Source organism: Rhizobacter sp., assembly GCF_032229685.1.
Taxonomy (GTDB): Bacteria; Pseudomonadota; Gammaproteobacteria; order Burkholderiales; family Burkholderiaceae_C; genus LMDS01.
The window spans coordinates 12771-39702 of sequence record NZ_JAVTWP010000037.1 but is presented as its reverse complement, the minus strand read 5'-3'; the positions used below and the strand labels follow the sequence as shown (position 1 = coordinate 39702).

General features: G+C 68.0%; 28 protein-coding genes. 8 read left to right on the top strand and 20 right to left on the bottom strand.

What is annotated here, in order from left to right; translation table 11 throughout:
- The first annotated feature begins 222 nt into the window (after window positions 1-222).
- Complete coding sequence (locus AC30PD_RS16085; RefSeq protein WP_489536676.1) at window positions 223-2460, top strand: NADP-dependent isocitrate dehydrogenase; 2238 nt, start codon at window positions 223-225, stop codon at window positions 2458-2460.
- Window positions 2461-2480: 20 nt separating this feature from the next.
- Here AC30PD_RS16085 and AC30PD_RS16080 read toward each other — a convergent pair whose 3' ends face one another.
- From AC30PD_RS16080 to mltG, 7 genes are all read right to left on the bottom strand, one after another.
- Window positions 2481-2708, bottom strand: coding sequence for a hypothetical protein (locus tag AC30PD_RS16080; protein WP_489536675.1), 228 nt, complete (start codon window positions 2706-2708; stop codon window positions 2481-2483).
- Between the two features lie 144 nt (window positions 2709-2852).
- The gene (locus AC30PD_RS16075; protein ID WP_489536674.1) at window positions 2853-3458 is read right to left on the bottom strand and encodes an ankyrin repeat domain-containing protein; all 606 of its coding nucleotides are present in this window, start codon (window positions 3456-3458) and stop codon (window positions 2853-2855) included.
- A 32-nt stretch (window positions 3459-3490) separates the two neighbouring features.
- Window positions 3491-4294 (bottom strand): TatD family hydrolase, encoded by an 804-nt coding sequence (locus tag AC30PD_RS16070; RefSeq protein ID WP_489536673.1) that lies wholly within the window; start codon window positions 4292-4294, stop codon window positions 3491-3493.
- Between the two features lie 49 nt (window positions 4295-4343).
- Complete coding sequence (locus tag AC30PD_RS16065; RefSeq protein ID WP_489536672.1) at window positions 4344-4736, bottom strand: PilZ domain-containing protein; 393 nt, start codon at window positions 4734-4736, stop codon at window positions 4344-4346.
- Window positions 4730-5806: a DNA polymerase III subunit delta' gene (holB, locus tag AC30PD_RS16060; RefSeq protein ID WP_489536671.1), complete on the bottom strand. Its 1077-nt coding sequence runs from the start codon at window positions 5804-5806 to the stop codon at window positions 4730-4732. The genes AC30PD_RS16065 and holB overlap by 7 nt, the downstream gene beginning before the upstream one ends.
- Window positions 5800-6411, bottom strand: a complete 612-nt coding sequence (gene tmk, locus AC30PD_RS16055) for a dTMP kinase (protein ID WP_489536670.1) — start codon at window positions 6409-6411, stop codon at window positions 5800-5802. The genes holB and tmk overlap by 7 nt, the downstream gene beginning before the upstream one ends.
- A gap of 5 nt (window positions 6412-6416) precedes the next feature.
- The gene (mltG, locus tag AC30PD_RS16050) at window positions 6417-7433 is read right to left on the bottom strand and encodes an endolytic transglycosylase MltG (protein WP_489536669.1); all 1017 of its coding nucleotides are present in this window, start codon (window positions 7431-7433) and stop codon (window positions 6417-6419) included.
- Window positions 7434-7504: 71 nt separating this feature from the next.
- On the opposite strand from mltG, the gene ygfZ reads away from it, so the two are divergent.
- From ygfZ to AC30PD_RS16035, 3 genes are read left to right on the top strand one after another with little or no spacing between them, the layout of a single operon-like run.
- Window positions 7505-8440, top strand: a complete 936-nt coding sequence (ygfZ, locus tag AC30PD_RS16045; RefSeq protein WP_489536668.1) for a CAF17-like 4Fe-4S cluster assembly/insertion protein YgfZ — start codon at window positions 7505-7507, stop codon at window positions 8438-8440.
- A gap of 55 nt (window positions 8441-8495) precedes the next feature.
- On the top strand, window positions 8496-8801 hold the full coding sequence (locus AC30PD_RS16040) for a DUF4936 family protein (RefSeq protein ID WP_489536667.1): 306 nt from the start codon (window positions 8496-8498) through the stop codon (window positions 8799-8801).
- On the top strand, window positions 8789-9757 hold the full coding sequence (locus tag AC30PD_RS16035; protein WP_489536666.1) for an NRDE family protein: 969 nt from the start codon (window positions 8789-8791) through the stop codon (window positions 9755-9757). Before AC30PD_RS16040 ends, AC30PD_RS16035 begins: the two co-directional genes overlap by 13 nt.
- A 3-nt stretch (window positions 9758-9760) precedes the next feature.
- Here AC30PD_RS16035 and AC30PD_RS16030 read toward each other — a convergent pair whose 3' ends face one another.
- The 6 genes from AC30PD_RS16030 to surE are packed head-to-tail and all read right to left on the bottom strand — an operon-like array spanning window position 9761 to window position 15214.
- Complete coding sequence (locus AC30PD_RS16030; RefSeq protein ID WP_489536665.1) at window positions 9761-10618, bottom strand: YbgC/FadM family acyl-CoA thioesterase; 858 nt, start codon at window positions 10616-10618, stop codon at window positions 9761-9763.
- 6 nt (window positions 10619-10624) lie between these two features.
- Complete coding sequence (locus AC30PD_RS16025; RefSeq protein WP_489536664.1) at window positions 10625-11575, bottom strand: alpha/beta hydrolase; 951 nt, start codon at window positions 11573-11575, stop codon at window positions 10625-10627.
- Window positions 11575-12606, bottom strand: coding sequence for an RNA polymerase sigma factor RpoS (gene rpoS, locus AC30PD_RS16020; protein WP_489536663.1), 1032 nt, complete (start codon window positions 12604-12606; stop codon window positions 11575-11577). Before rpoS ends, AC30PD_RS16025 begins: the two co-directional genes overlap by 1 nt.
- A gap of 24 nt (window positions 12607-12630) precedes the next feature.
- Window positions 12631-13572 carry a peptidoglycan DD-metalloendopeptidase family protein gene (locus AC30PD_RS16015; protein WP_489536662.1) on the bottom strand — a complete coding sequence of 314 codons (942 nt, stop codon included), beginning with the start codon at window positions 13570-13572 and terminating at the stop codon, window positions 12631-12633.
- A 14-nt stretch (window positions 13573-13586) separates the two neighbouring features.
- The gene (locus tag AC30PD_RS16010; protein WP_489536661.1) at window positions 13587-14462 is read right to left on the bottom strand and encodes a protein-L-isoaspartate(D-aspartate) O-methyltransferase; all 876 of its coding nucleotides are present in this window, start codon (window positions 14460-14462) and stop codon (window positions 13587-13589) included.
- Window positions 14459-15214: a 5'/3'-nucleotidase SurE gene (gene surE / locus AC30PD_RS16005; RefSeq protein ID WP_489536660.1), complete on the bottom strand. Its 756-nt coding sequence runs from the start codon at window positions 15212-15214 to the stop codon at window positions 14459-14461. Before surE ends, AC30PD_RS16010 begins: the two co-directional genes overlap by 4 nt.
- 84 nt (window positions 15215-15298) lie before the next feature.
- On the opposite strand from surE, the gene AC30PD_RS16000 reads away from it, so the two are divergent.
- From AC30PD_RS16000 to AC30PD_RS15990, 3 genes are all read left to right on the top strand, one after another.
- Window positions 15299-16279, top strand: coding sequence for an NADPH:quinone oxidoreductase family protein (locus tag AC30PD_RS16000; RefSeq protein ID WP_489536659.1), 981 nt, complete (start codon window positions 15299-15301; stop codon window positions 16277-16279).
- 112 nt (window positions 16280-16391) lie between these two features.
- The gene (locus AC30PD_RS15995; RefSeq protein WP_489536658.1) at window positions 16392-17129 is read left to right on the top strand and encodes a LuxR C-terminal-related transcriptional regulator; all 738 of its coding nucleotides are present in this window, start codon (window positions 16392-16394) and stop codon (window positions 17127-17129) included.
- Between the two features lie 16 nt (window positions 17130-17145).
- Complete coding sequence (locus AC30PD_RS15990) at window positions 17146-19455, top strand: sensor histidine kinase (protein WP_489536657.1); 2310 nt, start codon at window positions 17146-17148, stop codon at window positions 19453-19455.
- On the opposite strand, the gene bchO is transcribed toward AC30PD_RS15990, so the two are convergent.
- From bchO to bchI, 3 genes are read right to left on the bottom strand one after another with little or no spacing between them, the layout of a single operon-like run.
- Window positions 19456-20346 (bottom strand): alpha/beta fold hydrolase BchO, encoded by an 891-nt coding sequence (bchO, locus tag AC30PD_RS15985; protein ID WP_489536656.1) that lies wholly within the window; start codon window positions 20344-20346, stop codon window positions 19456-19458. It abuts the gene before it with no gap.
- Window positions 20343-22154 (bottom strand): magnesium chelatase subunit D, encoded by a 1812-nt coding sequence (locus AC30PD_RS15980; protein ID WP_489536655.1) that lies wholly within the window; start codon window positions 22152-22154, stop codon window positions 20343-20345. Before AC30PD_RS15980 ends, bchO begins: the two co-directional genes overlap by 4 nt.
- Window positions 22155-22169: 15 nt before the next feature.
- Window positions 22170-23186 carry a magnesium chelatase ATPase subunit I gene (bchI, locus tag AC30PD_RS15975; RefSeq protein WP_489536654.1) on the bottom strand — a complete coding sequence of 339 codons (1017 nt, stop codon included), beginning with the start codon at window positions 23184-23186 and terminating at the stop codon, window positions 22170-22172.
- 117 nt (window positions 23187-23303) lie between these two features.
- Here bchI and AC30PD_RS15970 point away from each other — a divergent pair, with 117 nt between their 5' ends.
- The gene (locus tag AC30PD_RS15970; protein ID WP_489536653.1) at window positions 23304-23621 is read left to right on the top strand and encodes a high-potential iron-sulfur protein; all 318 of its coding nucleotides are present in this window, start codon (window positions 23304-23306) and stop codon (window positions 23619-23621) included.
- A 16-nt stretch (window positions 23622-23637) separates the two neighbouring features.
- On the opposite strand, the gene hemA is transcribed toward AC30PD_RS15970, so the two are convergent.
- The 4 genes from hemA to AC30PD_RS15950 are packed head-to-tail and all read right to left on the bottom strand — an operon-like array spanning window position 23638 to window position 26930.
- Window positions 23638-24921 carry a glutamyl-tRNA reductase gene (hemA, locus tag AC30PD_RS15965; RefSeq protein ID WP_489536652.1) on the bottom strand — a complete coding sequence of 428 codons (1284 nt, stop codon included), beginning with the start codon at window positions 24919-24921 and terminating at the stop codon, window positions 23638-23640.
- The gene (locus tag AC30PD_RS15960; RefSeq protein WP_489536651.1) at window positions 24918-25223 is read right to left on the bottom strand and encodes a hypothetical protein; all 306 of its coding nucleotides are present in this window, start codon (window positions 25221-25223) and stop codon (window positions 24918-24920) included. The genes hemA and AC30PD_RS15960 overlap by 4 nt, the downstream gene beginning before the upstream one ends.
- A gap of 10 nt (window positions 25224-25233) precedes the next feature.
- The gene (locus tag AC30PD_RS15955; RefSeq protein WP_489536650.1) at window positions 25234-25728 is read right to left on the bottom strand and encodes a TspO/MBR family protein; all 495 of its coding nucleotides are present in this window, start codon (window positions 25726-25728) and stop codon (window positions 25234-25236) included.
- Window positions 25725-26930, bottom strand: coding sequence for a geranylgeranyl diphosphate reductase (locus AC30PD_RS15950; protein ID WP_489536649.1), 1206 nt, complete (start codon window positions 26928-26930; stop codon window positions 25725-25727). The genes AC30PD_RS15955 and AC30PD_RS15950 overlap by 4 nt, the downstream gene beginning before the upstream one ends.
- Window positions 26931-26932: the final 2 nt, after the last annotated feature.

Here is a 26932-nt window from a genome sequence, read left to right as displayed (position 1 = left end):
CGGTACGTGAGACTCGCGCGCGAGAGCATATGTCCGTCGTCTCTATTAGTTAACATAATATACATCGTAGCGCATTGCGTCAGATCAAGAGGCAGCTCCACGCATCAAACCAGCGGGCACGTGCCATGCATTCGGTGGCACAGTCTTTCGCCACAATGGCACCCGCATGCTTCGCTTCGCGGCCGGCAGCAGACATTCACGCCAGCATCCATGGAGACCTCAATGACCGCCCAGAAACCCACGATCATCTACACCCTGACCGACGAAGCGCCGATGCTGGCGACTTTTTCCTTTCTGCCGATCGTCCGCAGCTTCACAGCGCCGGCGGGCATCGATGTGGCTTCGAGCGACATTTCGGTCGCAGCCCGGGTGCTGGGCGAGTTCCCCGAACTGCTGACCGATGCGCAGAAAGTGCCCGACAACCTGGCCGAGCTCGGCCGGCTGACGCTGCTGCCCGACACCAACATCATCAAGCTGCCGAACATCAGCGCGTCGGTATCGCAGCTCATGGCCTGCATCAAGGAATTGCAAGGCAAGGGATACGCGATCCCCGACTACCCCGAGAACCCGAAGACCGATGCCGAGAAGGCGCTGCGGGCGCGTTATGCAAAGTGCATCGGCAGCGCAGTGAACCCGGTGCTGCGCGAAGGCAATTCCGACCGCCGCGCGCCGAAGGCGGTGAAGGAATACGCCCGCAAGAACCCGCACAGCATGGCCGACTGGAGCCAGGCTTCGCGCTCGCACGTCTCGCACATGCACGAGGGCGACTTCTACCACGGCGAAAAGTCGATCACGCTCGACAAGGCGCGCGACGTGAAGATGGAGCTCGTCACCAAGAGCGGCAAGACCGTGGTGCTCAAGCCCAAGGTCGCGTTGAAAGACGGCGAGATCGTCGACTCGATGTTCATGAGGAAGAAGGCGCTGGTGGCGTTCTACGAAAAGGAGATCGACGACGCCTTCAAGACCGGCGTGATGTTCTCGCTGCACGTGAAGGCCACGATGATGAAGGTCTCGCACCCGATCGTGTTCGGCCACTGCGTGAAGATCTTCTACCGCCAGGCCTTCGAAAAACACGCCAAGCTGTTCGACGACCTTGGCGTGAACGTCAACAACGGCATGGTGAATCTGTACGACAAGGTCGCCACCCTGCCCCAGTCGCAAAAAGACGAGGTGCTGCGCGACCTGCACGCCTGCCACGAAGGCCGGCCCGAGCTCGCGATGGTCGACTCGGCCAAGGGCATCACCAACTTCCATTCACCCAACGACGTGATCGTCGACGCGTCGATGCCGGCCATGATCCGCAACGGCGGCAAGATGTGGGGCGCCGACGGCCGCCTGAAAGACGTGAAGGCGGTGATGCCCGAGAGCACGTTTGCCCGCATCTACCAGGAGATGATCAACTTCTGCAAGTGGCACGGCAACTTCGACCCCAAGACCATGGGCACGGTGCCCAACGTCGGCCTGATGGCGCAGCAGGCCGAAGAGTACGGCTCGCACGACAAGACCTTCGAGATCGCTGAAGACGGCGTGGCCAACATCGTCGACCTGGCCAGCGGCGAGGTGCTGTTGAGCCAGAACGTCGAGGCCGGTGACATCTGGCGCATGTGCCAGGTGAAAGACGCGCCGATCCGCGACTGGGTCAAGCTCGCCGTGGGGCGTGCCCGCAACTCCGGCACGCCGGCCGTCTTCTGGCTCGACCCGTACCGGCCGCACGAGAACGAGGTCATCAAGAAGGTCAAGCTCTACCTGAAGGACCATGACACCAGCGGCCTCGACATCCAGATCATGAGCCAGGTGCGGGCCATGCGCTACACGCTTGAGCGCGTGGTGCGCGGCCTCGACACCATATCGGTCACCGGCAACATCCTGCGCGATTACCTGACCGACCTGTTCCCGATCATGGAACTCGGCACCAGCGCAAAGATGCTCTCCATCGTGCCGCTGATGGCCGGCGGTGGCATGTACGAGACCGGTGCCGGCGGCTCGGCTCCGAAGCACGTGCAGCAGCTGGTCGAAGAGAACCACCTGCGTTGGGATTCGCTCGGCGAGTTTCTGGCGCTGGCCGTGTCGCTCGAAGACCTGGGGATCAAGACCGGCAATGCCCAGGCCAAGATCCTCGCGAGAACACTCGACGCCGCCACGGGCAAGCTGCTCGACAACAACAAGAACCCGTCACCCAAGACGGGGCAGCTCGACAATCGTGGCAGCCAGTTCTATCTGGCGATGTACTGGGCCCAGGAACTGGCCGCGCAGACGGAAGATGCGGCGCTGCAAAAACACTTCGCGCCACTGGCGAAAGCGTTGGCCGCGAACGAGCAGAAGATCGTTCAGGAACTGGCTGCGGTGCAGGGCAAGCCGGCCGACATCGGCGGCTACTACCTGGTCGACAGCAAGAAGTGCGAAGCCGTGATGCGGCCGAGCGCCACGCTCAACGAGGCATTGGCTTCAGCGCTCGCCTGAGCGGCGGGCGCGAAGGCGACTCAGCAGTCGCCGAGGCGCGAGGCTTGCGCGGCCAGCCAGGCGTCGACGTCGTCTTCGGTGCCCGGCGTGTCGGCCGCGTCGGGGCGGGCGACCATCGGCTTGTCGAGCGGGCGGCAGATCTGGCTGCTCAGGCGCGCCAGCCGGTCCGACTTCTCGATGGCCGCGAAGACGGCTTCGGGGTTCATCATCAGGGCGAACGGGTTCGAGGCGATTTGCGCGTGTGTCATGTCGTGACTCCCAATCATGGCGGTATTCGACCAGGCCCACTCTAGGGCCCGGCGCAAAACGCACCAGTCGGGGCCGCGCCAAAGAGCTTGTCAGGCAAATTCGTACAAGCTGGCCGTTTTCACCCGCGCGGCGTGACGCAATGCTCAGCGCTCGAGCTTGGCCAGCGACATGGCCAGTTTGTCGCGGCCGGCGAGCCGGGCGAAGTCAGACGCCTTCAGCTCACGCTGGTTGCTCCGCTTGGGGTCGGCACCGGCCGCCAGCAGCAGTTTCACGCTGTCTTCGCTGCCGTATTGCGCTGCCATCATCAGCGGCGTGCTGCCATTGGGCGACACGGCGTTCACGTCGGCACCCTTCTCCAGCAGCAAGCGCACCGCAGACGCCGCCGAGTCTTCGGTGCCGCTGGCTGCGTAATGCAGGGCGGACCAACCCGGCTGATTCACCTTGGCGCCACGGGCGAGCAGCGTCCGCATCCCTGCCATCTCGCCCTTGAGCGCGGCGAGCATCAGCGCCGATTCGCCGGCCTGATTGAGCGCGTCGATCTGGATGGCAGGGTGCGAGAGCAGCACTTCGGCCGTCTTGAGCGAGCCTTCCTGCATGGCGAGCACCAGGCCGAGCTGCCCCTGTTCGCTGCGCGCGTTGGGGTCGAAGCCACGCTGGAGCAAGGTGCCGACGGTGCCGGCGTGGTCGTTCTTGACGGCGATGAAAAAGTCTTCGAACGATCCAGCGAACGATGAAACTCCAACAGCCATAATGCTATAGAGAACATATTTGAAGTAATTTCTCATCGTGTGTCCAAACGTGTCGGCGCCCGGGTTCGATCGAACAGGTGCTCGAAGTTGGCGCTCGTGGCTGCAGCGACCGCCTCGACCGGCAGGCCTTTCAGTTCGGCGATCTGGCGTGCCACGAAGGGCACGTAGGCCGGGCTGTTGGTCTTGCCACGGTACGGCACGGGCGCGAGATACGGGCTGTCGGTCTCGATCAGGCAGCGGTCGAGCGGCACGAAGCGCGCCACTTCGCGCAGGTCGGCCGCGGTCTTGAAGGTCAGGATTCCGGAAAACGAGATGTAGAAGCCCAGATCGAGCGCGGCACGTGCCACGGCATCGGTTTCGGTGAAGCAGTGGAAAACTCCGCCGGCTGCATCAGCGCCCTCCTCCTTCAGGATCGACAAGGTGTCGGCCGATGCACTGCGTGTGTGCACCACCAACGGCAGCCCGCTCGCCCTGCCCGCGCGGATGTGCACGCGGAAGCGCTCGCGCTGCCATTCCATCTCGGCCAGGCTGCGGCCGTTCAGGCGGTAGTAGTCGAGCCCGGTCTCGCCGATCGCCACCACGCGGGGCAGCTTCGCCAGCGCCAGCAACGCCTCGAGGCTCGGTTCGGTCACACCTTCGTTGTCGGGGTGCACGCCGGCGCTGCACCAGAAGTTGTCGAAACCGGTCGCCAGCGCATGCACCGACTCGAACTCTTCGAGCGTGGTGCAGATGCACAGCGCACGGTCGACCTGCGCAGCGGCCATGTCGGCGCGGATCTCGGGGATGCGCGCGGCGAGATCGGGAAAACTCAGGTGGCAATGGGAATCGACGTACATGCGCAAAAGCCGCGAGGGCGAGCCGGGCACAGGTGCCGGCGCCTGCGGCTCAGATGGTCTGGGTCGGTTTGGCCGACGAGATCGAGGTGCCGAGCACTTCTTCGATCTTCAGCTTCAAGGTGCGCGTCTTCTCGTCGCTCGGGAAGCGCACGCCGACGCCCTGGGTGCGGCCGCCCGAAGCGTTGGCCGGCGTGATCCAGCCAACCTTGCCGGCAACAGGGTAACGCTGCGGGTCGTCGGGCAAGGAAAGCAGCAGGTAAATGTCTTCGCCGAGCTTGTACTCACGCGTGGTCGGCACGAACAGGCCCCCGTCGGAGAACACCGGCATGTAGGCGGCGTAGAGCGCGCCTTTTTCGCGGAACACGAGCTGGATCACGCTCGGTCGCGCTGTGCCGCTGCCGGCCGGCGCGCCTGGAAGGCCCCCGCGTACTGTGTCTACCATGCGCGCGAGTGTACCGAAACAAGCCCCTTCGTGGTCTTCGTGCCGGTGTCGGGCGCGCTCTGGCGCAGCGCCCGCTGGCCTTGCTGGACCAGCGACTCGAGCAGCAGGCCGGCGTTCCAGGCGTGTTCGGCATGGCGCGCGCAGCGTCGGAGTTCCTGCATCCACTCGGCCAACGCCTCGCTGTTCGAGCCCTTGGCGATGACGGCTGGCGGAAAGTAGCGCGGCGCGGCGCCCACGGCCACGCAAGCAGCGTCATGGCACAGCTTCTGCAGCGCGTCGATCAGCCGTGGCAAAGGCCACGTGCTCAGCGCCTGCGTCTCACCACGCGCCACGATGGCCGGCAAACGCTGCCACAACGCCGCGTCGATGCCTTGCTCGACCCACTGCAGCACTTCCTGCGGCTGCCCGCCCGTCGCTGCGAGCAACACCGCCGCGTCTTGCACGCCCGCCTGGGCCAACCACTGCGTGGCCGCGTCGGCGGGTGGCAGCAGCATCGTGACGGCCTGGCAGCGGCTGCGAATCGTGGGCAACAAGCTCTCGGGCGCCGCGCAGCTCAGCACGAAGCGGGCTGCGCCGGGCGGCTCTTCGAGCGTCTTCAGCAAGGTGTTGGCCGAGATGCCGTTCATGCGCTCGGCCGGGTGCAGCACCACCACCTTGCCACGCCCGCGCGCCGACGTGGTCTGCGCGAAGGTGACCGCCGAGCGTACGGCCTCGACCTTGATCTCCTTGCTCGGCTTGGCCTTGCTGGCCTTTTCGGCGGGCGGGTCGGCGCCATCGCCGCCGCCCCAGCCCAGCGCTTCCTGCAGGGCTTCGGGCAACAGCACCAGCAGGTCGGGGTGCGAGTGCGACTGCACGAGACGACAACTCGCACACGCGCCGCAAGGCCTGCGCTCCGGGGCACGTTCCGCGCTCTCGCACAACCAGGCCTGCGCCAGCGTCATCGCCATCTCGAACTGGCCCACGCCCTGCGGGCCTTGCAGCAACAAGGCGTGGGCGTGTTGGGTCTGCAGCGTCTGCGTGAGCAGCGGTGCCAGCCAGGGCAGCGGCAGCGTGCCGTCGGGGCCTACCACGTGCGGGCTTTCAACGCGTCGTCGATCTGCCGCCAGACGGCGTCGCGATCATGCGCAGCGTCGAGGCGCACGAAGCGCTGCGGTGTGGCGCTCATGCGCGCTTGATAGGCCGCACGCACCCGTTCGAAGAACTCCAGATCTTCCTTTTCAAACCGGTCGGCCGCTCGCGCCCGTGCCCGGCGTTGTGCGGCCATCTCGGCCGGCAGGTCGAACCACAGCGTGAGCTCGGGTTGCAGACTGCCCTGAACCCAGCGTTCCAGTTCACGCAGTATCGACAAGTCGGCGCCACGCCCGCCACCCTGGTAAGCGAAGGTGGCATCGGTGAAGCGGTCGCACAACACCGTGTCACCCCGGGCGAGCGCCGGTTCGATGACCTGCTGCAGGTGGTGGCGGCGTGCAGCGAACACGAGCAGGGTTTCTGTCAGCGTGTCCATGGGCTCGTGCAGCACGAGCTCTCGCAAACGCTCGGCCAGCGGCGTGCCGCCGGGTTCGCGGGTGCACACGACGTGTGCTCCGGCTTGGCGCAAGCGTTGCGCCACGGCGTCGATGTGGGTCGACTTGCCCGCCCCGTCGATGCCTTCGAATGTGATGAATCGGCCCTTCAAGCGAACTACTCCCTGCCCTGCTTGCTGCGTTGGCCGCCACGCTGGTACTGCGTCACGGCGCGGTTGTGGTCGGCCAGCGTTTCGCTGAACTCGCTACTGCCATCGCCACGGGCGACAAAGTAAAGCGCCTTGGTGGGGTCAGGCCGCACCGCCGCCAGCATGGCCGCCTTGCCGGGCATCGCGATCGGCGTGGGCGGCAGGCCGTTGCGGGTGTAGGTGTTGTAAGGCGTGTCGGCGAGCAGGTCGCGCTTGCGCAGGTTGCCGTCGAAGGCCGTGCCCAGGCCGTAGATGACGGTCGGGTCGGTCTGCAGCGGCATACCGATGCGCAGCCGGTTCACGAACACACCGGCGACCCGGCCGCGGTCGGCTGGCGCACCCGTTTCCTTCTCGACGATCGAGGCCAGCACGAGCGCGTCGTCGGCGCTGCGCAGCGGCGTGTCGGCCGCGCGTTCCTGCCAGACGGCGTCGATGCGCTTCTGCATCGCGTGGTACGCGCGCTTGAGCACGGCGATGTCGCTGCTGCCCTTGCTGTAGGCGTAGGTGTCGGGGTGGAAGCGGCCTTCGGGCGCCACGCCCGGCGCACCCATCGCTGCCATGACCTGTTCGTCGCTCAAGCCCGCGGTGGTGGGCTTGAGCGAATCGGCCTTGGCGAGCTCGGCACGGAACTGCCGGAAGGTCCAACCTTCGATCAGCTTCACCGTGCTCAGGGTCTCGTCGCCACGCACCATCTTGTTCAACAGGGCCATCGGCGTCGTACCCGGGCCGATCTCGTAACTGCCGGCCCTGATCTTGCGCGACTGGCCAGACCACCGGAACCACTCGTACAGCAGCAGGGCCGGCGCACGAACGCCCGCCTGCACCCAGGCTTGGGCAATGTCTCGGGGCGGCGTGCCGGGCTCGACCGACACCTCGACGGCATCACTGGCAAGCGCCAGCGGCTGGTTCAACCACCACGCCGCGGCCCCGCCGGCCACCGCCGCCAGTAAGAGCACGAACAGCAGCAGGGTGCGCAAGGCCTTCATCGCAGGAGCGTGCGGGGCATGGGCTGAAACCCCGACGCGGAAAGATTCATGGGCGCTGATGATAATCAAGCATGAACACTCCCCTGACGATGGATGGCGCCGTGCGCCTGAGCCACCTGGGCGTGATCGGCGCGCGTGGCGCCGATGCGGCCAAGTTCCTGCAAGGCCAGCTCACCAACGACGTGCTGACCATCGGCACGTCGAAGGTTCGGTTGGCCGGCTTCTGTTCGGCCAAAGGGCGCTTGCAGGCGAGCTTCCTGGTGGGCTCTGCCGCCACCGACGACTTCACGCTCGTGTGCTCGGACAGCGTCTTGCCCGCCACGCTGAAGCGCCTGTCGATGTTCGTGTTGCGCGCGCAATGCAAGCTGCGCGACGCGACGGCAGAAGCGCCCCTGTGGGGGCTGGTCGGCGACACCGCCCGTGCGCGAGCGGGCGACCTGCCCGTGTGGGGCCGGCGCGAAGCCGAAGGCGTGACCACGTTGCGCCTTCCCGATGCGGGTGGGGTCGTCCGTTGCATCTTCTTTGCACACGCCGACGCGCACGCGTCGGCATGGCCAGCCATCACGCTCGACCACTGGCGCTGGCTCGAGGTGCAAAGCGGCTTGCCGACCATCGAAGCCGCCACGGTCGAACAGTTCGTGCCGCAGATGCTGAACTACGAGATCGTCGGTGGTGTCGATTTCCAGAAGGGCTGTTATCCCGGGCAGGAAGTCGTCGCACGCAGCCAGTACCGCGGCACGATCAAGCGCCGCATGTTCCTCTTCGACATGGCGTCTGACGCGGCCGCCGGCCAGGAGATCTTCCACAGCAGCGATTCGTCCCAGCCCGCTGGCATGGTGGTCAACGCCGCACCGGCGCCCGATGGCTCGGGCTGGAGCGCGCTGGTCGAAGTGAAGCTCGTGGCGCTCGAGTCCGGCCACCTTCACCTGGGTGCCGCCGATGGTGCCGAGTTGCAGCTGGCAGCCCTGCCCTACACCGTCGCGGCAGACTCGACGCAACCCGCCTGACCCCAGCGTCAACAATTCACAGCGTCAGCGGAGTTGCCCGGGCCGCCTTCAACGCATGCTCGAACTGTTCATCTACTATCGCCTCGACGTTGCCGACGCGCCGGCCGCACGAGCTGCCGTCACGGCTTTCCAGGCCGGCTTGCAAGCCCGTTACCCGTGGCTCAAGACCCGCTTGCTGCGCCGGCCGAATGCGACCGATGGACAAGAGACCTGGATGGAAACCTACGCTTCCGACCCCGCGCTGAACAGCTCCGGCATCACGCCCGACGTCGCTCTGCAAATCGAGCTTTCGGCCGCTGTGCTGGAGCCTTGGCTGCGCGGCGCGCGCCACAGCGAATTTTTCGTGGCATGTGCCTCGTAGCGCTGGCGATCGACCAGAACCGGCGCTTTCCGCTGGTGGTGGCGACCAATCGCGACGAGTTCTTTCAGCGCCCGGCTGCCCGCCTGGCGTGGTGGACACCACCCGGCGGCGGCCCCGACGTCCTCAGCGGGCGTGATCTCGAGTCCGGCGGCACCTGGCTCGGTTTGACCACGCAGGGGCGGCTCGCACTGCTGACGAATGTTCGCGACCCGTCGCGTGTCGAGATCGACGCGCCTTCGCGTGGCCGCATCGTTCCCGAATGGCTCACGGCTCAGGAAAGTGCCGGCCAGTTCTGGATGCGCACGGCGCTGTCGGGCCACAACGGCTTCAACCTGATCGCTGCCGACTTCCGGCGCGGTGAGTGTTTCTGGGCCTCGAACACGGCGCCCTACCCTCTGCGTCTCGAGCGCGGCATCTACGGCCTGTCGAACGCTGCGCTCGACACACCCTGGCCCAAAGTACGGCAGATCAAGGAACGTCTGCGCGAATCGCTGGCGACGGCCGAAACGGTCGATGCGCTCGCCGCGCACCTGTTCGCGGGCCTGGCCGAGCGCGAGCCGGCGGCCGACGACGCATTGCCGCACACCGGTGTGCGCATCGAACTCGAGCGGCAACTCTCGCCGGCGTTCATTCGTACACCCGACCAGAGTTACGGCACACGCTGTTCCACGCTCATCATCACCGAACGTGCCGGCCGCCACCCCGTGACCCACGTGCTCGAACGCACCTTCAGTGCGACCGGTGGTCTGGCGTTGCTGCGGCGCTCGACCCTGCGCAACTGGCCACCGCGTTACTCCGACGAGGGCAGCGGCCCGGTGAGCGAACAGGCGGCCGTCGCCGAGGCGGAATTGTTCGGTGAACACCTGGTCGCCGCACCCGTCAAGCGCACCCGCGTTCGCAGCCTGCTCAAGCCCGACGCCGGCAGCCGCAAGCGCAGCGCCACCGCACGGGGTTGACCGCTACAAGCGCCGCGCCATCTCGATGTGCGCGATGCCGGCCTCTTCGAACACCGCGCCGCGCGGGCTGAACCCTGAACGAGCGTAGAAGGCCTGCGCGCTGGTCTGGGCGTGCAGCACGATCTCTTGGTCGCCACGCGCACGGGCAGCGTCGATCAGCGCGTCCAGAACCGCCCGACCCACCCCGCTGCCACGCACCGTCTGGCTCACCGCCATGCGCCCGATGCGGCCCACGCCGGGCGCGTGTGGCAACAACCGCCCGGTGGCCAGCGGCAGCCCGAAGCGGTTCGACGCGAGCGCGTGCACGGCCTGCGCATCGGCAGCGTCCCATTCCAACTCGGCCGGAATGTTCTGCTCTTCGATGAACACCTGGGTGCGGATCGCCTGCGCGCGCGTGCCGAGCTCTTCCCACGAAGCGACACGGGTCTCGACCATGCTCTCGCCGGACTCGAAGGCCTCGATCACCTGGCGCAGTGCGGGCGGCACGGGCTTCGACGTTTGCGTGTGCGGGTCGGCGAAAACATAGACCAGTTCGCAAGACACGAGCAAGCGGTCGGCGCGGAACACCGCCCCGCTGAAGAGCATCGACGACGAGCCGATGCGGGTGCAGCGCATGCACAGGTCGAGCACATCGTCGTAACGCGCCGAGCCGAGGTAGTCGACCGTGGCCTTGCGCACGAAGAGGTCACCTTCGAGCTGAGCCATGGTTTCGGCGTAGGGCATCGCCAGCGCGCGCCAGTACCCGGCGACGGCGGTGTCGAAATACATCAGGTAGTGACCGTTGAAGACGATCTTCTGCGCGTCGATCTCGGCCCAGCGCACACGCAGGCGCTCGGAAAATCGGAACTCGTTTCGATTCATGGTGTGTCAGTGTGAAAAGGCCGCGGAAAGCGCCGCACCGATCGTCGCCTGCGCGGCATGCGCTTCGGCGAGCGCGCGGCCCAGCTTGATGAAGTCGTGCGTCACGCCGCGCACCAGTTCGAGCTCGACCGGCACGCCGGCCCAGCGCAGCCGGTCGGCGTAGGCCACGCCTTCGTCGACCAGCGGGTCGCACTCGGCCAGCACCACGCAGGCGGGCGCCAGGCCGTCGAGCGATTCTGCTTCGAGCGGCGCGAAGCGCCAGTCGCGGCGTTGCGCCCTGGCGATGTACTGCGTGAAGAACCATTCGATGCTGTCTGCGTCCAGCAGGTAACCCCGGGCGAAGCGGTGGTGCGAGGGTGTGTCGGCGAACGCCGTCGTGCCGGGTGTGATGAGCACCTGGGCACGCAACGCGAGCCCCGTGTCGCGCGCGTGCAGGGCGCAGGTGGCGGCGAGGGTGCCCCCGGCACTGTCGCCGCCCACGGCCAGGCGCGAGCCGTCGAGGCCGAGCGTGCCGGCATGCAGGGCGAGCCAGTGCATCGCTGCCCAGGCGTCGTTCACTGCGGCCGGGAAGCGGTGCTCCGGCGCCAGACGGTAGTCGAGCGCGACCACGGCCGCACCGCTGCGCAGTGCCAGCTGCCGGCACAGGCTGTCGTGGGTTTCGAGGCTCCCGATCGTGAAGCCGCCGCCATGCAGGTACAGCAAGACCGGCAGCACGTCGTGCGAAGGCGCATAGAGGCGCGCGCGCAGAGGCGTGCCGTCGCTGGCGGGGATGCGAAGCTCCTGAACCCGCGCCAGCGTTGCGCGAGGCAACTCGAGAACTTCGGCCATCGACTCGTACGCCGCGCGCGCCTCGGCCACCGTCTGGGCGTGGAACGGCGCCCGGTCGGCACGCCGGACCTTGTCGAGCAGACCGGCCATGGCCGGTGTGAGCAGATGGCGCTCCGGGCCGGCCTGCATCAGAAGATCGAGTCGCGGTCGACGCCGTGGCGCACCATGCCCCGTTTGAGCTTGAGCAGGGCTTCCTGCTGGATCTGGCGGATGCGCTCGCGCGTGAGGCCGAGCCGCGCCGCCAGCACCTCGAGCGTTTCGGGTTCGCGGTCGCCCAGGCCGTAGCGCCCGGCCAGCACTTCGCGCTCGCGCTGGTTGAGTTCGTCGAGGCCGTGCGTGAGCAGCAGGTCGACCTCGTTGCTCAGCGTCAGGCTCATCGGGTCGGTGCCGCCATCGTCGGCCACGCCGTCGAGCACCGATTCGGAACCGTTTTCGCCCTGCTGGCGGTCGATCGGCGCGTCGAGCGAGGTCGGTTGCTCGGCGTACTTGAGCAGCGCGCTCACCTCTTTCACAGACCGGCCCACGGCCGCGGCCACGTCTTCGACACGCACTGGCTTGTCGGCCGCACCGGCACTGGCCGACGCGGCCTCGAGCGCGCGCCGCGCTTTGAGCACCTGGTTGAGTTCGCGCACCACATGCACGGGCAGCCGCACCAGGCGGGCCTGGTGCATCAGCGCGCGCTCGATGTGCTGGCGCACCCACCACGAGGCATAAGTCGAGAATCGGAAACCGCGCTCGGGTTCGAACTTGCTGATCGAGTGCATGAGCCCGAGGTTGCCTTCTTCGATCAGGTCGGTCAGCGGCAGGCCGCGGCCGAGGTAGTGTTTGGCGATGCTGACGACGAGCCGCAGGTTGTGTTCGATCATCGCCTGGCGCGCGCCGAAGTCACCTTGCCTTGCGAGCGTGGCGGTGGCGAACTCTTGCTCGGGCGTGAGCAGCGGGGCGCGCCGGATCTCGCGCAGATAACTCTGCAGCGTGTTGCCGACTTCAGCCTCGCCGGCCGCGATGTCGGTGGTGGCGCTTTCGCCGTTCGGTGCGGCCTCTCGCTCGTCCGCGAGCGCCGCGGCTTCGGCAGGGGGCTCGGCCGGGTGGCTGGCGCCGTTCAACCCGTGTGCGGTGTCAGCCGCAGGCCCAAGCAGCGGAGCGCGCCGTTTGGGCATGGTGTCACCTGGCCCGCCTGCGCGTCAGCGCGGCGGCAACAGCTTGGCCGGGTCGACCGGCTTGCCTTGTTTGCGAATCTCGAAGTGCAGCTTCACGCTGTCTGCATCGCTCGAGCCCATTTCAGCGATCTTCTGGCCGCGCCGCACCGCCTGGTCTTCCTTGACCAGCAGGGTCTGGTTGTGGGCATAGGCCGTGAGGTAGGTGTTGTTGTGCTTCAGGATGATGAGGTTGCCGTAGCCACGCAGGCCCGAGCCGGCATAGACCACGCGGCCGTCGGCCGCTGCCAGCACCGGGTCGCCGGCCTTGCCGGCAATCGACAGCCCCTTGGCCTTGCCTTCGTCGAACGGTGCGGTCACGGCGCCACTGGCAGGCCATGCCCAGTTCACGTCGTCGTCGCCGTCACGAGCAGCCGCGGGCGGGCTGGGGGCAGGTGCGGGCGCCGGTGCTGCGGCCACGCTGGCCGGAGCCGCTGCGGGCGCAGGCGGTGTCGACGCCGACCCGCTGGCCGGAACGGCGGGCGCCTTGGTGTCGAGCGGCCGGGTTTCGACGCGCGCGGTCGTCACGCCGCGTGTCGAAGCGGCGTTCGCGTCTTGCCCGGGCGGAACCACGCGCAGCACCTGGCCGACCTCGATGATGTTCGGGTTCTCGAGGTTGTTCCACTTGACCAGGTCTTTCCAGTTCTGGCCGTTCTCGAGGCCGATGCGGATCAACGTGTCACCCGGCTTGATCGTGTAGTAACCCACCTTGCCCGCGTTCTCCGCGCCCGGCAAGGGTTTGTTGGCCTCGGTCACGGCGGGCGCCGACGCAGGCACCGTGGCCGGCGCCGCCACCACTGCCACCGCCGCCGGCTTCACGCTCGGGTTGCGGTCTTCCACCGGTGCGCGGTTGTACGTGGAAGCGCAGCCCGCCAGCAGCAGCGAAGCCATGCCCACCAGAACACCCGACCATTTCAATTCACTCAGCATGCGCCATTCATCCGTCATCCGATCAGGCCCGATTTTAGAGGGACGAAGTGCACGACCTCGTTCACCGTGTGTTCGTAGCCGTGTTCGGTCCGGTCCACCACCACCAGCACCTGCCGTTTGCCGCTGGCCTGCTGCACCGGTGCGACCAGCCTGCCGCCGACGGCCAGCTGATCGAGCCATGCCTGTGGCAGGGCTTCTCCGCCGGCTGCAGCGATGATGCTGTCGTAAGGGGCGTTCGGCGGGTGGCCCCGCATGCCGTCACCATACACCAGCCTCAGGTTCACCGGCCGGATCGCCGCCAGCAGCTCGCGGGCTTTGTCGTGCAGCGGCTTGAGCCGCTCGATCGACATCACGTGCTCTGCGAGCTGGCTCAGCACCGCGGCCTGGTAACCGCAGCCGGTGCCGATCTCGAGCACACGCCCGAGCCGATGGGTGCGGCGCGCGTGCGTGCCGCCCATCAACAGCTCGATCATGCGCGCCACGACCGAGGGCTTGGAGATCGTCTGCCCATGACCGATCGGCAGGCTCGTGTCTTCGTAGGCCTGGGTCACGAGCGCCGCGTCGACGAACAGATGGCGCGGCACGCTGGCCATCGCCTGCAACACCGCTTCGTGGGTGAGGCCGGCAGCGCGCAAGCGCGCGACCATGCGTTTGCGCACGTCGGCCGAATCGAGGCCGAGGCCCGAGGGCGCGGCGCGGCGCGACGAATCGGTGTGGGCCTGGGCCAGCGGCTGCTGGGGCCGCAGCAGCGGCCGTGGCATGACGGGCGGCCTGGCTGGTGCACTTGGGAGCGCGACCGGTGCAGGATTCGGAGTGCGAGCGATCTTCGGCGTGGCTCCGAGCGCATCGAGACGCAGCGGAAATTTGGGTCCGCGGCGCGCCTCGCTCATGCCTGTGCCTTGCCGACCCAGCCGCCCCAATGCGCCAGCGCGGCGTGATCGGTCAGGTCGACCTGCAGCGGCGTGACCGACACCTGGCCGTTCGCGGTGGCGTGAAAGTCGGTGCCCGGCCCGGCTTCTCGGGCATCACCGGCGGGGCCGATCCAGTACATGGTTTCACCGCGCGGGCTGGTCTGGCGGATCAACGGTTCGCTCGCATGGCGCCGGCCGAGGCGCGTGACGACGCGCGGCAGGCTGTCGGCGTCGGCCCGGTTCGGGATGTTCACGTTGAGCAGCCACGGCCCGCTCTTAGGCGGCTCGCGCAGCACCTGCTCGATGACCTGGCGCGCGACACGCGCCGCCGCGTCGAGCTCGCCCCAGCCCTTGGCGACCTGCGAAAAGGCGATTGCCGGAATGCCGAACAGAAAGCCTTCCATCGCCGCCGCGACCGTGCCCGAGTAGAGCGTGTCGTCGCCCATGTTGGCGCCGTTGTTGATGCCCGAGACCACGAGGTCAGGTCGCTGCGGCAACACGCCGGTGAGCGCCAGATGCACGCAGTCGGACGGCGTGCCGTTGATGTAGAGAAAGCCGTTCGCTGCGGTGTGTACCGTGAGCGGCCGGCCGAGCGTGAGCGAGTTCGATGTGCCGCTGGCGTTCTGCTCCGGGGCCACCACGTCGAGCTCGCCGAGGCCTTCGCAGGCCTTCACGAGCGCGGCCAGGCCGGGGGCGAGATAACCATCATCGTTGGCGATCAGGATGCGCATTCGGCCGATTGTATGGACTCGTCACTTCGGTGACGTGACACGTGCGGCACGCTGCGTATGATCCCGCCGAACAAGGAGACTTTCATGCACGCTTGGCTTTGCGAGAACCCCGTCGGTATCGAGGCACTCACCTGGAAAGAGCTGCCCACACCCGAGCCGGCGGCCGGGCAGGTGCGCATCGCGATCCGCGCCGCGAGCCTGAATTTCCCCGACATCCTGATCGTGCAGAACAAGTACCAGATGAAACCCGCCCTGCCCTTCGTGCCGGGCTCTGAATACGCTGGCGTGGTCGACGCCGTCGGTGAAGGCGTGACGCACCTGAAGCCCGGCGACGCGGTCGCCGCGTTCGGTGGCACCGGTGGTTTCGGCACGCATGCGATCGCGCCCGCGGCGCTGGTGATGCCGCTGCCCAAGGGCTTTGCCTTCGACGACGCGTCGGCCTTCATCCTGACCTACGCCACCACCCACCACGCCTTGCTCGATCGCGCCGCGCTGAAGGCCGGCGAGACGGTGTTGGTGCTGGGCGCCGCGGGCGGCGTGGGCACGGCGGCGATCCAGATCGCCAAGGCCGTCGGCGCGCGTGTGATCGCTGCGGCGTCGAGCGACGAGAAGTGCAATTTCTGCAAGCAGCTCGGCGCCGACGAGACCATCAACTACGCCACCGCCAACATCCGTGATGAACTGAAGAAGCTCACCGACGGCAAGGGCCCCGACGTGGTCTACGACCCGGTCGGCGGCGACATCGCCGAGCCCGTGTTCCGTTCGATCGCCTGGCGCGGCCGTTACCTCGTGGTCGGCTTTGCGCAGGGTGGCATTCCGGCGCTGCCGTGGAACCTGGCGCTGCTCAAGGGCGCGTCGGTCGTCGGTGTGTTCTGGGGCGAGTTCGCGCGCCGCGAACCCAAGGCCAATGCCAAGGCGCTGGCCGAACTGGCGCAGTGGTACGCCGAAGGCAAGGTCAAGCCGGTGATCGACCAGCGCCTGCCGATGCAAGACCTGATGAAGGCTTTCGAGCGCATGGGCAGCCGCCAGGTGCACGGCAAGCTGGTGATGCTCAACCCCGCCTGAGCGGGGTCGCCCATGCAGCGCTTGCCGCGCGTATCAGAAGGTATGTTCGGGGGGGCGTGCGCAGCCGCTTGAGCTACCATCCGCAGCACAACAAGACCCGGTTGGGCAGAGCATGGCAGTCAAGGTTCTGATCGTCGAAGACAACCCCGTGGCACGCAGCTTTCTCACGCGCGTGGTGCGAGAGAGTTTCAGCGACGCCTTGCTCATCACCGAAGCCGGTGACCTGGAAACCGCGCGCCGGCACATCGGCCCGCTCAGTGATGCCGCCCAGAGCGTCGACCCCTTCAAGCTGATCCTCGTCGACCTGGAGCTGCCCGACGGCAACGGCATGGAGTTGCTGGCCGAATGGGTGCAGTACCCAGCCACCAAGATCGTGACCACGCTCTATTCCGACGACGACCACCTGTTCCCCGCCCTGCAATGCGGCGCCGACGGCTACCTGCTGAAGGAAGACCGCTTCGAGGTGCTGGTCGAAGAGCTGCAGAAGATCGTGCGCGGCCAGCCGCCGCTTTCGCCGGCGATCGCACGGCGCCTGCTCACGCATTTCCGCCAGGGCCCGCCCGGCAGCCCGTTCACCAGTTCCGGGCCGCTGCCGCTCGAGTCGGGCCTGCAGAGCAGCCGGCCGATGCCGCTCGGGCGCGGCGCGCCGCTCGACCACGAACGGCTCACGCCGCGCGAGAGCGAGGTGCTCACCTACCTGAGCAAGGGTTTCACGATCAAGGAGATCGCGAGCCTGATGGGCATCAAGTGGTTCACGGTCAACGACCACATCAAGTCGATCTACAAGAAGCTCAACGTCTCCAGCCGGGCCGAGGCCGCGGTGCTGGCCAGCAAACAAGGTCTGGTCTGACAGGCCCGGGTTTCTCGTGGCGCAAGATGGCCTCGACCCGCGGCGCGCCGGCCGTCACGCCGCGGCCCAGCAACGTTCTGCGGGCCATTCTTCCGGCCTGCACAGCCTGCAGGACTCGGGTCTCGATTCCGTCCTGAACGATCTGCCCGGCACGCCCGGGCTGCCCATGTCGCGCTGGATGGGCTGGCGGCTGCGGCTGCTGGTGCTGTGTGCACTGCTGGGTTGCCTGGCGGTGTTCGCACTGGCGCGCACCCTCTCGGCCGTGCCGCATCTGCCGGCGAACTGGCGCGCCAACCCGCAGGGGCAGCTCGAACTGGCAGCCAGCAGCGACCCGGTGCTGGCTTTGCACCGCGGCCAGGCGCTCGTGACCATGAGCGGCGCCGGCATGCCGGTGTTTCCGGTCGACGCGACGGCACTGCAGCGTTCGCCGCGCTGGATGGTCGACGACAGTCAACGCGCGCATCAGCGGGTATTGCACGAGCAGCTCTCCGCTGCGCAGTCGCAGCCTGTCATGACGCTCGGCTTTTCAGACGGCCGCTCGGTCACGCTGAGCCCCGAGCCACGCGGCATCGCCAGCCTGCCGGTGATCTTCTGGATGCTGGTGGCCTTTGCACTCGCGCTGTACCTCGTTTCCTGCGTGGTCGTGCTGGCGCATCCGTCGTCACGCAACCTCGTGTACGCGATCATGGGTGTGTGCCAGGCCGCGAACCTGCTGTTCATTGCGGTCGAATCGACCATCGAGCTCGGGCTGCCGCCGCCCTTCCTCCAGCTCGACATGCCGGCGCGCATGGCGTTCGACCTGATCACGGCCGCAGCGATGGTCAACGCGGTGTGCCTGCACCCGCGGCGGCTGCCCGGGTCGGGCTGGATCGCGCTGGCCGGCTGGGCGGCCGTGCCGGTGCTGATCGGCCTGTTCGCGGTCGGCCTCTTGCCCCACGCCTGGTGGTGGACGCAGGGCGGCGTGGGCGCGCTCGGCGCCCTGGCCATCGCGCTGCTGAGTTGGTCGTACCAGATCGAGCCGCATCCGTTCGCGATCGTGCTGCGCCGCTTCGGCATCTTCACGCTGGGCTCCTGGGGCTTGCTGACGCTGGTGCTCGGCGTCACGTCGGGGCTCTCGGGCATGCCGTACAACATCGCCGACGTCGGCTCGATGGTCTGGTACGTGTTCCTGGGCTCGCTGCTGCTGTTGATCCCGTTCCTCGCGCGTTCGCAGGTCTTCATGCGCGAGTTCTCGCTGCTGGCCGCCATCAGCACCGTGGCCACCTCGCTCGACCTGCTGTTCGTGGCCGTCTTCTCGCTCGGCCAGTTCGCTTCGTTGACGCTGTCGCTGTTCCTGTCGCTCGCGGTCTATTCCGGTGCCCGGCAATGGATCCTGAATCAACTGCTCGGCAACAGCATGCTCACGACCGAGCGCATGTTCGAGCAGCTCTACCGCATCGCGCGCGAGGTCGAAGCTCACCCCGAGCGCACACCGACGCTGCTGTCGCAACTGCTGGCCGAGTTGTTCGAACCGCTCGAGGTCACGGTCGTCGAACGGGCGTCGCGGCGCTCCCGCGTGGCCGGCGACGGTTCGAGCATGCTGGTGCCGGTGCCAGCGCTCAGCGACGACCCGCTGGTGCCGCACGGTTCGGTGATGGTGCGTTTCGCGCACCGCGGCCGGCGCCTGTTCACATCGGAAGACGCACGCCTGACCGACCGCATCGTCGAGCAGTTGCGCCGCGCCGTGCGCTTCGACAAGGCCGTGGAGCAAGGGCGAAGCGAAGAGCGCATGCGCCTGGCGCAAGACCTGCACGACGACATCGGCGCTCGCCTGCTCACGCTGATGTACAAGGCCCAGTCGCCCGAGATGGAAGAGTACCTGCGCCACACGCTCCAAGACCTGAAGACGCTGACGCGCGGCCTGGCGGCCTCGAACCACCGGCTTTCGCACGCCGCTGGCGAATGGAAGGCCGATCTGACGCAGCGCCTCACCGCTGCCCACATCGAGCTGAAGTGGACCTTCGTGTTCGACGAAGACATCACGCTCACCGTGGTGCACTGGTCGGCGCTGACTCGGGTGTTGCGCGAGCTCGTCAGCAACGTCATCGCCCACGCCAAGGCGCAGCAGCTCGAGATCCATTTCAGCCTCGACAACGACCGCATCGACCTGACGATCACCGACAACGGCATGGGCCGCGAGCCGCGCAACTGGTCGCACGGTCTTGGCCTCGGCGGGGTGCGCAAGCGTGTGAAGCAGCTCGGCGGCGAGGTCGAATGGCGCGAGGTGCGGCCGCACGGCATCAGCTGCCGGGTCGTGATCAGGGAGCTGTCGAAGCGCTGGCAGTGATCAGCCGGGCGCGCGGCTGAACGGCGCGACGGCGCGCATCACGGCACCCGCGACTTCTTCTGGTTGCTCTTCGTGCGCCAGGTGCCCGAGGTGCTGCAGCACGATCGTCTCGGGTGCGCGCGGCAGCAGCGCAGCGACCCGCCGAGCCTGTGCGGGTGGCACGGCACGGTCGTTGGCGCCGACCAGCAAGACCATCGGCACCGCCAGCGCCGGCAACTCGCGCTGCAAAGGCAGCAGGTCCCATTGCGCCATCATCGCCAGCGCACCGGCCGCATGGCGCTGGTCGCGCACGAGCCGGGCGTAGAGGTCGACACCTGCGGCGTCCAGCTTCGAACCTGTGCCCCCGATCAGGCGCTCGACCGCCGCCCGGTCCGAAGCGCGCCAAGCAAACAGTTTCGCGGCCAGCGGCGTGGCCGCCATCACACGGGCCACTGGCGGGAACAGCAGGCCGGGCAGACCGTCGAGCGGCAAGAAGGCGCCGTTGATGGCCACCAGCGCGTCGGGTGCGATGTGCCGGTCGAGCGCCATGCGCGCGGCGATCGCCGCGCCGGCCGAGTGGCCGATGCACAGCGCCACCTCGAGCCCGAGCCTGGCCACGAGATCGGACAGTGCCTTCGCGATGCCGGGCAATGACATCTGCGCTGCCGGCAGAGAACCGCTGAATGCGTGCCCGGGCAGATCGACCGCCACGACGGTGTGGTGGCGCGCCACCCACGGCGCGAAATCACGCCATGAATGTGTCGACGCGCCGGTGCCGTGGATCAGCAGCGCCACCGGGCCCTGCCCCATCTGCTGCACATGCCAGCTCAAGCCGCCGGCGTGCACGAAACGACTGTTTTCGCGGTGCGGCCAGTCGCGGCCGTCGCGCTCCCAGACCAGCCTGTCGGTCAACGCGACGGCCCCGGCGTGGCGCTTGCCGCACGCACCGTTTGCGACAGCAGCGACGCGCCGGCGTGCGGCAGCGGCAGATAGGTGGCGCCCATGGCCTGCGCCAGGTCTCGCGCGGGGTCTTGCGGCTGGGGTGAGGTGTCGAGCAGCAAGCTGCTGAAGCCGGCGGCACGCACCTGGCGTGCAGAAACGAGCGCATCAGTGCTGGCCTGCGCACGGCCCGGCGCACCGTCGCGGGCGATGTTGGCGCGGCCGTCGGTGAGCATCACCAGCACCGGCGTCGCACCGCGGCGCCTCACCGCGTCGGCGAGCGACACCGCCGCGTCGATGCCGGCGGCCAGCGGTGTGCCGCCACCGCCGGGCAAGCCGGCGAGGCTGCGCTTGGCACGCACCAGCGAGCGTGTCGGCGGCAACAGCAGTTCGGCGCTTCGGCCCCGAAAGGCGATCACCGCCACGCTGTCGCGGCGCACATAACAGTCGGCCAGCAGCAACTCGACCGCGCCCTTGGTTTCGGCGAGGCGGTTCAGGGCCGCCGACCCGGAAGCATCGACCACGAACACCGTCGTGGTCTCGCCGCGTTGCTTGAAGCGCGTGACATGAAAGTCTTCGCGGCGCACCTGGATTCGTGCCGCACCGGGCGCCGCTTCACGGCGCCGCAACAGCTGCCACGGCGCAGCGGCGCGCAGCGTTTCGATGATGTTCAGGCGCGCGCCTGCACGGGGTTCGCCGCGGCGCACGCCCGCCGGGCGCCCGCGCTGCTTGCCTGCTTGCAACGCGCCGCTGCGGCCGCCTGCCTGTGCCTGGCGGTTCGCGCCCTGGCCGAGCTTCAGCGCAGCCAGCAGGCCGGGGGGAATGGCAGCCAGTGCGGCTTCGAGCACCACATCGTCGAGGGCTGCGTCGCGTGGCGGCTCTGGCGGATCGGGCGCCTGCGGGTCGTCTCGCGCCGCCCGCTCTTCCTGCGGTGGCGGCGTGTCGGCCGACTCGGGTTCTGCAGCGTCGGTCTCGGGGGCGGCCGCAGGCTCGGCCGGGAGCACCGTGGCGCGCGGCGCGAGAACCAGACGCGCGGCCAGCGCGGCATCGTCTTCGTTGACATCGGTGCGGCCGTCGAGCGCGGCCGAAGCCCGTGCCGCCTGCAAGGCCAGCATCGGCGCGCGCACCGAGGCGATGCCGAGTGCGAGCGCCGCAGCGCACAAAGCCTCGGTGATCTCGTCGGCGACACGAACCATGGGCAGCAGGCTGCGCGCCGCCAACACGTCGGCACGCGCCCACGAAGGGCAGGCTTGGACGTCTGCGCCCGCTGAAACGTCGTCGAGCGACAGATGGAATCCGAGCCGCTCGAGCAGCCGCGCCGGCGTGCGCTCGTCGTCGGCGATGCCTTCGTCCAGGGCCACCACGCCGAGGCGGCTACCGCGCTGAACGCTCAGGCCGTCGCGCTCCATCACCACGACCCGGGTGTCGAGCACGGCGGCCACCTGAGCGGCGGTGGCGGGTGCCAGGCGTTCGGCCATGGTGAGCAACACGATGCCGCCGTCCGCCTCGGCGAGCAAGCCGCTCTGTGCCACCGGCCGGCCCGCCTGCAAGGTGGCCGCCAGGTCGAGCCCGCCGATCAGGCGGTCGCCGTTGATGTGCAAGGGCACGCGGCGCTGCGGCGTACCTTCTGGCAACAATGCGGCCAGCAGCCCGAGCCAGGATTCACGCTGCGGCCCAGCACGGGCGCGAAGAGCCACGCCACCCAGGCCAGACGGGTCGACCGCGAACAGCGCAGCAACGCAGGCGGCGTCGGCAGCGAGCGTCGGCGTGCGCAGTTCCATCGAGAAGCCGGAAGCTCAGCCGAACAGTTCGGCCACTGCGCGCTCGACCCGCACGGTCGAGCCTGCGTCGTCGAGCGGGTTGCGCCGCAGGCGGTGGCGCAGCGCCGGCGCCGCCACGCGTTGCAGATGTTTGTCGCCCATCTCGGCGTCGCCCTGCAATGCCGCGCAGGCCCGTGCCGCGCGGACCAGCGTGAGTTCGCCGCGCAAGCCGTCGGTGCCGAGGCTCATGCAAAGCCGGGCGGCGCGCTCCAGGGCGCTGTCGGGGACGCGGGTGTTGGCGATGCGGGTCTTGCCGGCCACGATCTGGCGCCGCACACGCGCTTCTTCCTTGGCCCATGCCGCTGTGAACGTGGCCGGGTCACGCTCGTAGGCGTCACGCCGCTTCACGACTTCGACCCGCGAGGCCAGATCCTGCGGTGTGGTCACCTCGACCGACAGGCCGAAACGGTCGAGCAACTGAGGCCGCAACTCGCCCTCTTCCGGGTTGCCACTGCCGACGAGCACGAAGCGCGCCGGGTGGCGCACGCTCAGGCCTTCGCGTTCGACCACGTTCTCGCCCGAGGCAGCCACGTCGATCAACAGATCGACGAGATGGTCTTCGAGCAGGTTCACTTCATCGATGTACAGAAACCCGCGGTTCGCACGCGCGAGCAAGCCGGGCTCGAAGGCCTTCACACCTTGCGACAGCGCACGTTCCAGATCGAGCGCACCGACCACGCGGTCTTCGGTGGCGCCGAGCGGCAGGTCGACCACCGGCACCGGCACCAGGTGGCTCTTGAGTGTGCCGCCCTGGCGTTTGCGCGCTTCGCAGTCTTCGCAGCCGGTGGCAAGCGCCGGGTCACAGTGGTAGCGGCAAGCGGTGACGGCGCGCATGGGCGGAAGCAATGCGGCAAGCGCGCGCACCGCGGTCGACTTGCCGGTGCCCCGGTCGCCGAACACCAGCACGCCACCGATGCTCGGGTCCACCGCGGCCATCAGGATTGCGAGCTTCATGTCGTCCTGGCCGACGATGGCAGAGAAAGGGAAAACCAAGGCGGGACTCCAAACCTGACTCGATGACTGCGGCATCCGAAATGTAAAGAGCTTCCGCGTTTGTCTGTGTCAGACTATTCTGACGTTTCATTCTGATCCGATCAAGGATTCCTTCTCATGAGCAACCCCAGTCGACGTGCATTCGTGATGACCGTGGTGGCGGGCACCAGTGCCCTCGCCGCATCACGCGTATCGGCCCAGGCAGCCGCACCCAAACTTGAAGAGAGCGACCCGCAGGCCACGGCCCTCGGCTACAAAGCCGACGCGACCAAGGTCGACAAGGCCAAGTACCCACAGCATGCCGCCACGCAGGTGTGCAGCGGCTGCAACTTCTACCAAGGCAAGGCGACCGACGCGATGGCGCCGTGCCAGCTCTTTGCCGGCAAGCAGGTGTCGGGCAAGGGCTGGTGTTCGGCCTGGGCGAAAAAGGCCTGATCGGCCGCTCGCGCCTTCAGCGCCGCGGGCGCTCGGGGCACTGAAGGAACAGGCGTGTGAGCGTGTCGGTGAGCGCCACACGCTCTTCGCCTTCGAGTGCGTGCAGGCCGGCCATCGGCCCGTGCAGCATCTTCTGCGTGAGCCCGCGCGACAGCGCTTCCAGCACGCCGTCGAGGTCACCGCCCTTGGCGAGCGACTTGCGGGCGCGTTGAAGCTCGGCCGTGCGCCAGGCCTCGGCCTGGCTTTGCAGTGCCTGGATCAACGGCACAGTCTCGCGTGTCTGCAGCCAGCGCACGAAGTCTTGAACGCCGGTCTCGATGATGACCTCGGCCTGCCCGACAGCGGCCTGGCGCTTGTCGCTGCCGGCCTGAACCATCGCCGACAGGTCATCGATGGTGTAGAGGTACACGTCACGCAGTTGTGAGACCTCGGCTTCGATGTCGCGTGGCACGGCCAGGTCGACCATCAGCATCGGGCGGCGGCGGCGGGCCTTGATCGCGCGCTCGACCGCACCCAGGCCGATCACCGGCAAGGGGCTGGCGGTGCACGACACGACCAGGTCGTAATCAGCCAGGCTGGCCGCCACACTGGCCAGGCCGATGGCATCGGCATTGAAATGTGCCGCGAGCGCCTCGCCACGTTCCAGGCTGCGGTTGGCCACGGTCAGCCGCTTCGGCTGCCTGCCGGCGATGTGCGCCAGCACCGGCCCGGCCATCTCGCCGGCGCCTATGAACAAGACGCTCAACTGACTGAAGTCTTCGTAGAGCTGCGTCGCTTGCCGCACGATCGCCGAGGCGAGGCTGACGCTGTGCATGCCGATCTCGGTGCCGCTGCGCACTTCCTTAGCGACGGCGAAAGAACGCTGGAAAAGCTGGTGCAGCGTGCTGCCGAGCGTGCCCGCAGTGTCGGCTTCTCGCACCGCCTGTTTCATCTGGCCGAGGATCTGCGTTTCGCCGACCACCATCGACGACAGGCCGCTGGCCAGCCGGAAGGTGTGGCGTGCGGCCCCCGCGTCTTCGAGCACGTAGAAGTGGCGGCGCAGCGCCTGCGGCTCCATGCCGCCCGATTCGGCGAGCCAGCCGAGCGCTTCGTCAGCGAGCGTGTCGACATGGCCGGCTTCGCTGCCCACGTAGAGTTCGGTGCGGTTGCAGGTGGAGACGATGGCCACTTCGGAGGATCGTTTCAGTCGGCCCCGAAATGCCTGCAAGGTCGGCACCAGCCGCTCTGCGGGAAAGGCAAAACGGCCGCGCACGTCGAGCGGCGCGGTGGTGTGGTTCAGCCCGAGGGCGATCACGCTCATGCGATGGCGCTCCGTTGCTTGCCCGATTGCCGGTTCGAACGCTGCCAGCGCATCAGGATGTCGATGCCGTGCGCCAGACCGGCGGCGGCGAGGAACACCGCCACCCACGCCACGCCAGCCTCGGTGGCCAGGCCGCGCAGTGCCAACATGAGGCACAGACCCGACAGCATGTTGACAACAAAGTCGCGCGGGGCCACGCCCTTCCCGGTGCTGCGGTGGTACAGCCACAGCGCGAGGCACTCGAGCAAGGTGAACACGATGACCGCGTCGATCAGCGGGGCGATGCCGAGGGTGGTGATCATGAGTACGCCTTCAAGCCGCTGCGAACGGGCCGTTGAGCTGCACGGTCTGCCAGTTCAGCAAGGCCGCGATCGCCACCCAAACCAGGTAGGGCACCAGCAGCCACGCGGCGGTGGCCGAAGACCGCCGCAGCACGACGATCAAGGCCAGCACCGACAGCCAGAGAAACGGCACTTCGAACATCGCCCAGTCGGGCCGGTGCAAACGAAAGTACAGCAGGCTCCAGAACACGTTCAGAAAACCGTTGAGCGCGAACAGCACGAGCTGCAACTCGCGCTCCGGTTTCGATGCCGCGTGCCGCCAGCCGATCACGCCGGCCGCGCCAGCCAGCGCGAAGATCGTGGTCCACACCGGGCCGAAGGCCCAGTCGGGCGGCTTCCAGGGAGGTTGCTTGAGGCTCAGGTACCAGGGGCCGATGTCGGTCATCAAGCCGCCCAGCATCGCGACGAACAGCGCCGCCGCGGCCGCCACCGCCACCGGCTTCCAGCGACTCGGCGCTGCGCTCATACACGGGCGAGCCCCAGCAGGTGGGCCATGTCCTTGAAGAAGATGCGCACGTGCGCCATGGGCTTCTTGCGGACCAGTTGCTTGTTCATGTACGACTCGAAGGTGAGCTGCTGCACGTCGCGGTCTTTGCAGATGCTGACGAAGCGCTCGCGACGGCGGTCGCTCGAATACCAGAAGCGCTGCATGATGCCGAGCACCATGAACACCGTGCCGTGTGCCTTCATGAAACGTTGGCGCGCCAGCGCGAGCGAACGAACATCGCCGGTCTTGAGCAAGGTGTCGACCGCTTCGGCCGCGAGGCGGCCACCGGCCATCGCGTAGTAGATGCCTTCGCCCGAGGCCGGTGCCACGACGCCGGCCGCGTCGCCGGCGAGCACCACGTCGCGGCCGTTGTCCCAGCGCTTGAGCGGTTTCATGGGCAGCGGCGCGCCTTCGCGGCGCAGCGTTTCGGTGCCGGCCAGGCCGGCAGCCTGGCGCAAGCCACCGACCGCGCCACGCAGCGAGAAGCCCTTGTCGGCGCTGCCCGTGCCCACGCTCATCGTCTCGCCGTGCGGGAAGACCCAGCCATAGAAGTCGGGCGACAGGGTGCCGCGGTAGTACACGTCGCAGCGCGAGCCATCGAAGCCAGCCGGCGGCACGGCGGGCGTGCGAATGATCTCGTGGTAGGCGAACACGCAGGCCACGTGCTCGGCGCCCGGCACGCACTGGCGCGCGACCTCGGAGCGCGCACCGTCGGCACCGATGATCGTGAGAGCACGCACGAAGGCCGGCACGCGGGCGGTCTTGTCGGTGGGTGAGCGCTGCAAGAAGTGCACGAGGCTCGTGCCATCGACATCCTGCGTGACACGCTCGAACGTGCCCGTGCGACGCAGCGCACCCGAGGCGGCCGCGCGCTCGCGCAGCCATTCGTCAAACTGGTCGCGGTCGACCATGCCGACGAAACCATTGTCGATCGGGATGTCCACGTGTTCGTCTTTCGGCGACACCATGCGCGCCGAAGTCGCGCGCGCGACCAGCAGCGCGTCGGGGATCGCGAAGTCCTTGATCAGGCGCGGCGGGATCGCGCCGCCGCACGGCTTGGTGCGGCCCGCACGGTCGAGCAGCAGCACGCTGCGGCCGAGGCGGGCCAGATCGTGCGCGGCCGTGGCACCGGCCGGGCCACCACCGATCACGACCACATCGAAGGTTTCGCAGGACTGCATGG